The sequence below is a fragment of the Pseudomonas sp. Marseille-Q5115 genome (assembly GCF_916618905.1).
In the GTDB taxonomy this organism is placed as follows: domain Bacteria; phylum Pseudomonadota; class Gammaproteobacteria; order Pseudomonadales; family Pseudomonadaceae; genus Aquipseudomonas; species Aquipseudomonas japonica_A.
On record NZ_CAKAKI010000004.1, the window covers coordinates 69,185 to 79,007 of the forward strand.

At 61.1% G+C, this 9,823-nt stretch carries 12 protein-coding genes; 2 read left to right on the forward strand and 10 right to left on the reverse strand.

Features of this window, described 5'->3' with window-relative positions; translation table 11 throughout:
- The first annotated feature begins 260 nt into the window (after nucleotides 1-260).
- Nucleotides 261-620 (forward strand): histone-like nucleoid-structuring protein, MvaT/MvaU family, encoded by a 360-nt coding sequence (locus tag LG385_RS25330; protein WP_040259196.1) that lies wholly within the window; start codon nucleotides 261-263, stop codon nucleotides 618-620.
- Between the two features lie 124 nt (nucleotides 621-744).
- Here LG385_RS25330 and LG385_RS25335 read toward each other — a convergent pair whose 3' ends face one another.
- A complete protein-coding gene (locus LG385_RS25335) occupies nucleotides 745-1,707 on the reverse strand; it encodes an arsenic resistance protein (protein ID WP_181118335.1) in 963 nt (320 codons plus the stop codon).
- A 262-nt stretch (nucleotides 1,708-1,969) separates the two neighbouring features.
- Between LG385_RS25335 and LG385_RS25340 the strand changes: the two genes are divergently transcribed.
- Entirely contained in the window at nucleotides 1,970-2,521 is a 552-nt protein-coding gene (locus LG385_RS25340; protein WP_040259194.1) for an arsinothricin resistance N-acetyltransferase ArsN1 family B, read from the forward strand.
- A gap of 23 nt (nucleotides 2,522-2,544) precedes the next feature.
- Here the strand turns inward: LG385_RS25340 and LG385_RS25345 are convergent, their stop codons facing one another.
- The 9 genes from LG385_RS25345 to LG385_RS25385 form a co-directional block, all read right to left on the reverse strand.
- Nucleotides 2,545-3,732, reverse strand: coding sequence for an MFS transporter (locus LG385_RS25345; protein ID WP_181118336.1), 1,188 nt, complete (start codon nucleotides 3,730-3,732; stop codon nucleotides 2,545-2,547).
- Nucleotides 3,732-4,799: an ArsO family NAD(P)H-dependent flavin-containing monooxygenase gene (locus LG385_RS25350; protein ID WP_181118337.1), complete on the reverse strand. Its 1,068-nt coding sequence runs from the start codon at nucleotides 4,797-4,799 to the stop codon at nucleotides 3,732-3,734. Before LG385_RS25350 ends, LG385_RS25345 begins: the two co-directional genes overlap by 1 nt.
- Before the next feature lie 44 nt (nucleotides 4,800-4,843).
- The gene (arsC, locus tag LG385_RS25355) at nucleotides 4,844-5,266 is read right to left on the reverse strand and encodes an arsenate reductase (glutaredoxin) (RefSeq protein WP_181118338.1); all 423 of its coding nucleotides are present in this window, start codon (nucleotides 5,264-5,266) and stop codon (nucleotides 4,844-4,846) included.
- A gap of 26 nt (nucleotides 5,267-5,292) precedes the next feature.
- Nucleotides 5,293-6,006: an arsenical resistance protein ArsH gene (gene arsH, locus LG385_RS25360; protein WP_181118339.1), complete on the reverse strand. Its 714-nt coding sequence runs from the start codon at nucleotides 6,004-6,006 to the stop codon at nucleotides 5,293-5,295.
- Nucleotides 6,007-6,053: 47 nt separating this feature from the next.
- Entirely contained in the window at nucleotides 6,054-6,524 is a 471-nt protein-coding gene (locus tag LG385_RS25365) for an arsenate reductase ArsC (RefSeq protein ID WP_181118340.1), read from the reverse strand.
- Between the two features lie 16 nt (nucleotides 6,525-6,540).
- A complete protein-coding gene (locus LG385_RS25370) occupies nucleotides 6,541-7,824 on the reverse strand; it encodes an arsenic transporter (RefSeq protein WP_040259188.1) in 1,284 nt (427 codons plus the stop codon).
- 25 nt (nucleotides 7,825-7,849) lie between these two features.
- The gene (locus LG385_RS25375) at nucleotides 7,850-8,194 is read right to left on the reverse strand and encodes a metalloregulator ArsR/SmtB family transcription factor (protein ID WP_040259258.1); all 345 of its coding nucleotides are present in this window, start codon (nucleotides 8,192-8,194) and stop codon (nucleotides 7,850-7,852) included.
- Between the two features lie 183 nt (nucleotides 8,195-8,377).
- Nucleotides 8,378-9,325 (reverse strand): CDF family Co(II)/Ni(II) efflux transporter DmeF, encoded by a 948-nt coding sequence (gene dmeF / locus LG385_RS25380; protein WP_181118283.1) that lies wholly within the window; start codon nucleotides 9,323-9,325, stop codon nucleotides 8,378-8,380.
- A gap of 17 nt (nucleotides 9,326-9,342) precedes the next feature.
- Complete coding sequence (locus tag LG385_RS25385) at nucleotides 9,343-9,618, reverse strand: metal/formaldehyde-sensitive transcriptional repressor (RefSeq protein ID WP_181118284.1); 276 nt, start codon at nucleotides 9,616-9,618, stop codon at nucleotides 9,343-9,345.
- Nucleotides 9,619-9,823: the final 205 nt, after the last annotated feature.

Below are 9,823 nucleotides of genomic sequence, written 5' to 3' on the forward strand. Positions count from 1 at the left end.
CGGTCACGTACGGCCTCAACCTGCGCTTATTGAAGATATTCGCTACGGGGCACTACAGGTCTGGGGTGATCTGAAACTGGTCGTGCCGGATAAAGCACCATGGCTTCTTTGGGTGGGCCCCTGATCGACGTAGCGGTGAATTTGGCTCACCACGAAATGGAGTGGTTCACCGTGTATACGCCTGGACTTATAATCAAGTTGGCAGGGCATTTTCCTGTCCCTATACTGAAACCCTCCTGAAGTCCAGTGGATAGCAAAAAATGTCACGTCTTGCCGAATACCGCGCGTTAGAACAAAAGCTGGCCGCTCAGCTTGCTGAGCTCGAGAGCATGAAGAATGATGAAGGTTTGCAGCGTGAAGTTGAATTTGAGCAAAAATTGCGGGAATTGCTAGGCGAGTATAATTTTAGCCTGAAGCACATTATTGCGATTCTCGACCCGCAAGCGTTTCAGCGTGCTCCGGCTCAGACTAAAGCGTTCACCCGCAAAGCACGCCAAGTGAAGCGTTACCGGCACCCGGAATCCGGTGAAATCGTTGAGACCAAAGGGGGCAATCATAAAACACTCAAGGCGTGGAAAACCGAGTACGGTTCGGAAGCCGTCGAAGCATGGTTGCAATAACGTGCTTTGAATTAGGTTCTCCATAACCAGCAACACGAGTTGCTCTGGTTTGGTAAGGCACCTGGCTGGAGCATCACCGGCCAGGCCATCACCTTGAATGTTGTACTGTCGATGTGTGCCTGACCTATGCCCGCGGCCTTACCAAAGCAGGCACGAGTCTGATATAGAAGAGCTCAGCTATCAACTCCATCAGTGTTTGCGTGATGATCGCTGCTGCCGCAAGCGTTCGAATATTTTCCGGCAGCGCCAACGCCAGAGGCAGCACTACCAGCGAGTTCCTGGTAGCGCTACTAAATACCACTGACCTGGCACTTGAGGCGCCCAGCCCAAATGCTTTAGCCACCACGGCGCCTACCACGGGGGCCAGCAGCATGAAGCCCAGATACACCGGGATTACCGGAAGAAGGCTGTTGAAGTCACGCACCACATAAGCGATCTGGGAACCGATGACTGCTATCAGTACCGCCACCATGGCAGGAACAGGCATCCACGCCCAAGCAGTGTTCCAGCTCGCCACGACGCTGGATTTTCTCACCAGCGCGGCGGTGATCACTGCGAGAATCAAGGGCAGCACAATCAACACCAGGAAGGCCTCCGCAAAGGGCCCAACGGTGATGACAACCTCGCTGCTTTCTCCAATCATGACGGCCAGATACACTGGTAGGAGTAGTAGCTGGAGCAGTAGCAAGATTGGCGTCGCTGCGAGCGTTAACTTCGAATCTCCCTTACCTATGTGCGTGAACACCACAACGTAATCAATGCATGGAGTGAGCAGCACCAGCAGCGCGCCGACCCTGATTACAGGGTGATCGGCCAAGCCCTGACTCAAGCTCCAGACCAGCAAGGGTATGACCACGAAATTGGCAGTGAGCAACGCTGCCATAAAGCGTCTGTCACCCAGCCCGTTGCGCAATTCCAGGAACGGAATTTGTAAAAACATTGCGTACATCAACGCTGCGATAGACGGTGTAACCCAAGCGCTCAGGCTCTGTGATGCTACAGGCGCCAGTAAGCCGCCCATGGCGGCGGCAATGACCGCCAAGAAGTAGATAGGAATCTGGTTCTGCTCAAGCGTTTCTTTTTGCACACTATGCCCTTACGACGGAGATCAATGGCCGACCGGGCAGGTAATAGCTGCTAGCTATTAAGAATTCAAGGGCATTTATCAGCAGGACGGCGGGAGAAACCTCTGTCGAAGTTCGGATTGCCCTGTTGGGAGTCGCCGGGGAGGACTGTGGGCTTCTCCGAAGGTTAACAGGTCGTGGACCGCGAAGCCCATCAATAGGATTTCATGCTCAAAGCGATCTAAAAAAGGTACCGTTCCGGTTTTCAATCAGGGACGACCTACAGTGGCTTTGAGCATTCGTACGGCGGTAGCAACAGACGCGGCCGCCATCCAGCGTATTTACGCGCCGGTGGTTCTGGACACGGCGATTTCCTTTGAAGAGGTCCCTCCGACCGTCGAGGAAATGGCCCAGCGGATAGTGACCACGCTTCAGACCTACCCCTACCTGGTAGCCGAGGAGGACGGGGTCATCAAGGGATACGCGTACGCCAGCCAACACCGCGCTCGCCCAGCCTACCGCTGGGCCGTGGACGTGACGGTGTATATCGCCGAATCGGCGCGCCGTCAGGGCATCGGCCGGCAACTCTATGAAACGTTGCTGCCCCTGCTTGAGCAGCAGCGGTTTCGGGCCGCTTACGCCGGCATTGCGCAGCCCAATGAGGGCAGCGTTGGGCTGCACGAAACGCTGGGCTTCGTGCACATCGGTACCTACCCGGAAGTGGGCTTCAAGCTCGGCAAATGGCACGACGTGGGCTACTGGCGGCGCGGGCTGTGCCTGTTGACCCCACCGTTGGAGCCGGTGCTGTTCCCTGAGCTGGAGGGTAGTCCCCGGTAGGCCGCCCCGGCACACCTGGGCCGTCAGACCTGCGTCGGTTCGAAAGCCCGTAACCGGGCGAACGCCACCACTGCGCCCAGGCCCAAAAGGCCGGCCAGAATCCCGATCAGCCCGCGCGGGCCCAGTTGCTCCAGGAGGTACGCACAGGCCAGCGGCGCCGCTGCCTGGGCGATCAGCACCGGGCGCGCGATCAACCCCAGGTGGCTGCCCAGTTTGGCGCTGCCCAGCAGGGTCAGCGGCACTGTGCCCCTGGCAATCGTCATGATCCCATTGCCCCCACCGAAGGCGACGACGGCGAGCAGGGACAGCGTCACCAGGCCCGGCCCCAGGCCCAGCAGGCCGGCGATACAGGCCAGCATCCCTAACCGCGCGATCCAGACCGGGTGCGCCTGGCGACCAAAGACATATTCGAGCACTCGGGCGACTACCTGCGAAGGCCCCATCAGTGCGCCGAGCGTTACCGCCAAGGCTGCCGGGATACCCTGGCCCTGCAGGATGACCAGCAGGTTGACCGCCAGGGCCGACATCACGAAAGCATGCAGGGTGAACAGCACCGCGATCCAGGCTAACTGGGGACCGGCTTGAGCGTCGGTGGCATGGGTCGCGGTAGCCGCGGCCGGTGGTCTTGGCGCCGGCGACGGCACCGTGAACAGGTGAAGCGGCAGGCCGACCAGCAGGTGGATAATGGCCAGCACCCGGCAGGTGGCCGGCCACCCCTGGTTCGCTTCCATGGCCGCGAGGAAAGGCCAGGCCACCGTACTGGCGAAGCCGGCGATCAGGGTCAGGCCGGTTATTGAGGACCTGGCCCGTGAACCCATCAGGCGTCCCAGGGTGGCAAACCCCGCGTCATACAGCCCGGCGGCCATGCCCAGCCCGAGCACGGTCCAGGCGGCATAGTAGGCGATCAAACCGCAGGCAAACGACATGGCCGTCAGCCCCAGGGCCAGCAAGACCGCGCTGCCGGCCAGCACCCCTTTACCGCCGAATCTATCAATGGTCCGGCCCACTAGCGGTGCGCACATGCCGGCCACCAACAGGGCCCAGGACAGGGCCCCCACCACTGCAGGCACCGAGGCGCTCAGCGAATGGGCCACCGGCACCGCCAATACAGCTGGCAGGTAAAAGGTCGAGCCCCACGCCAGGATCTGGTTGCAGCCCAGTGCCCCTATCAAGGTTGCGTGACGACGTCTTGACAGGGACAGGGCAGGCATCAGTCGGCCCCGGTAAGGTCGTGCTGCACCTGCCTGACCACGTCCCGAGCGGTCCGGGTCACCCCGATCAAGGTCGCGGAGGCGAGCCCTGTCCAGTCGCCATAGCCCACCAGCCACAGAGCGGGTAGCGCTACGCTCCGGTTTTCGGCCACCGCGATCTTGCCGTCCGGGCCCACGATCCCCAGGCTGGTCAGGTGGTCGAGCGCCGGGGAGAAGCCGGTGCACCAGATTACCGAATCTACCGGCGTCTCCTCACCCGAGGGCCAGACCACGCCGGTTGAGGTGAACCGGGTGAAGGGCCGTACCGCGTTCAGCACCCCGCGTTTGCGGGCGTCCTTGACCGGCGGCACCATCACGATGTCGCCCAGCCCGCCGGTGAGCGGCGGCGGTTCCTGGCCCGCTTGCTGGGCTTTCAACCGCGCGGTGGCTCGCTCAAACAGCACACGGCCATCGACCTCATCGGGCAGGTAGTTGGGCGGCGCCTGCGTCACCCAGGTCGCCTGGGCGACCTTCGACACTTCCGCGTAAATCTGGGCACCCGAGTTGCCCCCACCGACGACCAGCACGGTCTTTCCTTCGAGCGCACGCGGTTCAACGTAGTGCGCCGAGTGCAGCTGCTGCCCTTCGAACAGCGCTTGCCCTGGATAGGCCGGGATGACCGGGCGGCTCCAGGTGCCGGTGGCACTGATGACGGCCTTGGCGTCCCAGACACGGTCCTGTGAAACGACCCGCAATCCCCCCGCGATCTTTTCCACCCGGGTCACCCGCGTGGAATGCAGGAGGGGAAAGGCGTACCGCTGCTCATAGCGAGTCAGGTAGTCAATCACCTCGTCGCGCCCCGGCGTCCCCTCGGGCACGGCGGGCATCGGCCAGCCGGCAATCGAGCTCCAGGCCGCAGGGGAAAACAGCCGCAGCGACGCCCACCCATGACGCCAGGCCCCACCGGGGCCCGGCTCGGCATCGAGCACCACATAGGACAGACCGGTGCGCTTCAAAAAATAGGCCACGGTGAGGCCCGATTGGCCACCGCCAATGACCACCACGTCCACGTTTTTGGCTTGATCCACGCTACCCCTCCCCGTTCACCGCCCCTGGCCTTGCCTGCTTCGCTTCAGACCCGGCGGCCGTGTTCATCAATGACCACCTCTCCGTCTTCCTTGACGAAGCGGCCACGTTGCGGCTGCGGCAGCAGGTCCAGCACCGCTTCGGAAGGCCGGCACAGACGGGTGCCCAGAGGGCTGACCACGATCGGGCGATTGATCAGGAGGGGATGCTCGAGCATGGCCTCGATGAGCTGTTCATCGGTCAAGGCCGGATCGTCCAGCCCCAGTTCCTCGTAAGGGGTGCTCTTGATCCGCAGCAGCGGTCGCGCGCCGGTCCCCATCGCCTCGATCAGCCCGACCAGGGTCGCGCGATCCGGCGGGGTCTTGAGGTATTCGATCACGGTGGGCTCTTCGCCGCTGTTGCGGATCAACGCCAAGGTATTGCGGGAAGTGCCGCATTGCGGGTTGTGGTAGATGGTGATCTGGGTCATTGATGAACTCTCGCGGTAGGGACGGGTTAGATGGAACGCTGATTGACGCGTTTGGAGAGCGCTTCAGCGGACTCCTTGCGTTCGGAGTAGCGATCCACCAGGTAATCCTGGCGGTCACGCAGCAGCAGCGTGAACTTCATCAGCTCCTCCATCACGTCCACCAGGCGGTCGTAATAGGACGAGGGTTTCATCCGGCCGGCCTCATCGAACTCCGTGAAGGCTTTGGCCACCGAAGACTGGTTCGGGATGGTGAACATGCGCATCCACCGGCCCAACACGCGCAGCTGGTTGACCACGTTGAACGACTGCGAGCCTCCGCACACCTGCATCACGGCCAGGGTTTTTCCCTGGGTAGGTCGCACCGCGCCGAGGGCCAGTGGCACCCAGTCGATCTGCGCCTTGAACACCGCGCTCATTGCGCCGTGCCGTTCAGGCGAACACCACACCTGCCCCTCTGACCATTGCATCAGTTCGCGCAGCTCCTGCACCTTCGGGTGGGAGTCGGGGGCATCGTCCGGCAGCGGCAGGCCGGACGGATCAAAGATGCGAGTTTCGGCACCGAATTCTTCCAGCAGGCGTGCCGCCTCTTGAGTCACCAGGCGGCTGAATGAGCGTTCCCGCGTCGAGCCGTACAGGAGCAGAATCCGGGGCTTGTGCCGTGACGGGGTGGCCGGTGTCAGCTGCTCCAGCGTGGGGAGGTCGAGCAGGTCTGCCTGCACGTTGGGTAAGGTGTCTTGCATAGCACTCTCCTTAGGCTGCGTCCTGCGGGCAAAGCCTTGGTTGATCTTCAAAGCGTTCCGATACGGCCCAGCTCGGCTTTCAACTGCTCATCGCTCATCGTTGCGAACGGCAGCGCTAGGAAGGCGTGCACGCGTTCCTGGATCTTGGCCAGGGTGGTGGCGAATGCCGCTTCGATGTCAGCCTCCGCGCCGGTGGCTTCCGAGGGATCGGCGAGGCCCCAATGCGCTTTCAAGGCGGGGCCGAAGAAGAGGGGACAGGCTTCGCCAGCGGCCCGGTCACAGACGGTGATCACGATGTCCGGAGGCGCGCTTTCAAAGGCGTCCGACGCCTTGCTGCTCAAGCCGGCCGTAGGAATGCCGGCAGCTTCCAGTGTGTGCAGCGCGCGCGGGTTGACCCGACCGCTGGGAAAACTGCCCGAACTGACCGCTTCGAAGCCGTCCGGGGCCAGGTGGTTGAACACCGCTTCGGAGAGGATGCTGCGGCAGCTGTTGTGGGTGCACATGAACAGGACTTTCATCAGAGGATTCCTTGATTCAGAAACTCAGGCGCAAGGCCAAAGCACAGAGGGTGGCGACGAGGATGGGCAGGGTCAGCACGATCCCGGTCTTGAAGTAGTAACCCCAGCTGATGGTGATCCCCCGCTTGGCCAGCACGTGCAGCCACAACAGCGTGGCCAGGCTGCCAATCGGCGTGATCTTCGGGCCCAGGTCGCAGCCGATGATGTTGGCGTACACCATGGCCTGCTGGACCACGCCATCGACCTCGGCGGCATGGATGGACAAGGCGCCGACCAGCACCGTGGGCATGTTGTTCATGATCGAGGACAGGAAGGCAGTCAGCAGCCCGGTGCCCAGCGACGCGCCCCAGAGGCCGTAGCCGGCAAAGACGTTGAGCAGGTGCGCGATGTAGTCGGTCAGGCCCGCGTTTTTCAGGCCGTAGATCACCAGGTACATGCCCAGGGAGAAAATCACCACCTGCCAGGGTGCGCCCTTGAGCACCTTGCCGGTGTTGATCGCATGACCCCGGGCCGCGATCACATACAACACGAAGGCGCACACCGCTGCGATGGCACTGATCGGCACGCCCAGCGGCTCGATCACGAAGAAGCCGATCAGCAGCACCGCCAAGACCCACCAGCCGGCCATGAACGTTGGTCGGTCGCGGATCGCCTCATCAGGGTGATGCAGCTGCGCCAGGTCGTAGGTATTGGGCAACTCCTTGCGGAAGAACCACAGCAGCATCAGCAAGGTCGCCGCCACGCTCACCAGGTTCACCGGGACCATGATCGAGGCGTACTCGCTGAAACCGATGTTGAAGTAGTCCGCCGAGACGATGTTAACCAGGTTGGACACCACCAACGGTAAGCTCGCCGTGTCCGCGATAAAGCCGGCCGCCATGACAAAGGCCAGGGTAGCGGCCGGGGAAAAGCGCAACGCCAAGAGCATCGCGATGACGATCGGGGTAAGGATCAACGCGGCGCCGTCATTGGCAAACAGGGCCGATACCGCGGCGCCCAGCAGAATGATGAACGCAAACAACTTGCGTGTGCTGCCGCCTCCCCAGCGCGCGACATGCAACGCGGCCCATTCGAAAAAGCCGGCCTCATCCAGCAGCAGGCTGATGATGATGACCGCGATGAAGGTCGCGGTAGCATTCCAGACGATGTGCCACACCTGGGGGATGTCGCCCACGCTGACCACACCGGTCAGCAAGGCCAGCACGGCGCCAAAGGTTGCGCTCCAGCCTACACCCAGCCCCCTGGGTTGCCAGATGACGAGCACGATAGTGGCTATAAAGATCAGTACGGCAGTCAGCATTTCGGTCACTCGGTTGGGACGTGATTCAGCTGCACACGGCCTGATTGACGGGACGGTCGTTCATGCCGCACAGGCGTTTGGCCTCGGTTTCCAGCCATTGCTGATTGGCGTCCACGACGTCTTTGAGCACGGCAGTGACCCAGGCGGGCAACTCGGGATGCAGGCGGTAGTACACCCACTGGCCCTGGCGGCGGTCCATCAGCAAGCCGGCCGAACGCAGCAGGGCTAGGTGACGGGAAATCTTGGGCTGGTTCAGGTCGAGCGCGGCGGTAAGCTCACAGACACACAACTCGCCCTGGCTCACGATCAGCAAGGTGATTTTGGTCCGGGTATCGTCGGCAAGGCATTTGAATAACGCGGTCGGGGTCATGGCGGTTAGGGCAGACATGACAGGCTCCATCACATATGAGAATCCAAATATACGCATTTTCAAATATATGAGATAGCGAATGTTTGAGCGATCTGACAGAAACAAAAAACCGCCCTAAAAGGCGGTTTTCGTTCCAGTGGGGGTAGTTGCTCTTCGGGGCAGCTACCGTAATGGACAGGGTAATTACGCTGTAGACGACACGGCTCGATACTCAACAGTGAGGTGGCCGACTTCGTGGACAGGCTTCAACCGCTCACGGATGCTATCTGCGTCCATGGTGGATTCACCAAGCACGCTGACAATGGCGGCATGAGCCGCTGGGCCGACGCGCCAGACATGCAGATCGGTAATTTTGGCATCACCGGGCTGTTCAACCAGCTCGCGGATTTCTGCCGCAACGTGCTGGTCCGTCTCATCCAGTAGAACACTGGCGGTAGCCCTCATCAGGCTCCATGCCCACCGTGCGATCACAATGGCTCCGACGACACCCATGGCCGGGTCAAGCCAGACCCACCCGAGGTAGCGCCCAGCCAGTAGGGCGGCGATGGCCAGGACAGACGTTAGGGCATCGGCGATGACGTGTACGTAGGCAGACCTAAGGTTGTTGTCAGTGCCTTGGTGGGCCTTGTGATGAGCGTGGTCATGGTCGTGGTGGTGGTCATGGTCATTACCATGGTGGTGACCGTGCCCCAGCAACACCGCGCTGAGGACGTTCACGGCCAGGCCCACAATGGCGATGAGGGTGGCGGTTCCAAATTGAACATCCGCAGGCTGGAGCAAGCGAATCACGGACTCTATGCCTACCCCCAAGGCGACCAGCCCCAAAATCAGGGCCGAGGCAAAGCCTCCCAAATCACCCACCTTGCCCGTGCCAAAGCTATAGCGCACGCTGGATGCATGGCGCTTGGCATACGCGTATGCGCCGGCAGTGATACCCAGGGCGCCGGCATGGGTTGCCATATGAAAACCATCCGCGAGCAGGGCCATGGAGCCGGTGATGTACCCGGCTGCAATCTCTCCGATCATCATGACGACGGTGAGCATCACGACCCAGAGGGTGCGTTTTGCATTTTCATCGTGTGTTGATCCGAGGAAGACGTGCTCGTGTGTAAATCGGGTACTGCTGTTCATATTCAGGCCTGCGTTCATCACTTGGAGTAGCGCCGAATGGCTTCTAAGAGTTCCTCGACGCCTTTATTGCGTTCCTGCTCACTCAATGCAGGGTTCGCCACGTGCTCCCTGGCGTGATCTTCAATGATTTCGTCCATCAGCCCATTGATGGCCCCGCGTGTGGCGGCCACCAAATGAAGGGTCTTTGCACAGTCATGATCGGCTTCCAGTGCCCTTTCAATGGCTTGAATCTGTCCCGCGATCCGTTTGACGCGCTTGAGTAAATCGTCTTTATTTGATGCCAAATGAGCCATACCATACCCCCCCTACCTATATAAAGAATGACATACGTGCATTTTCCGGCGCAAGGGGGACAGGCGCAGCATTCACTACTGCGCGTTCAGTGTTGAAGGGCCGCTTGCGGGTAGTTACGCCTGAGGCCAAGGAACAGGGTTACCGCCCTATGGCATTGCTTACGATCGGGCTATGACCCGGCTGCAGGTAGTGCTTTGCGCAGGT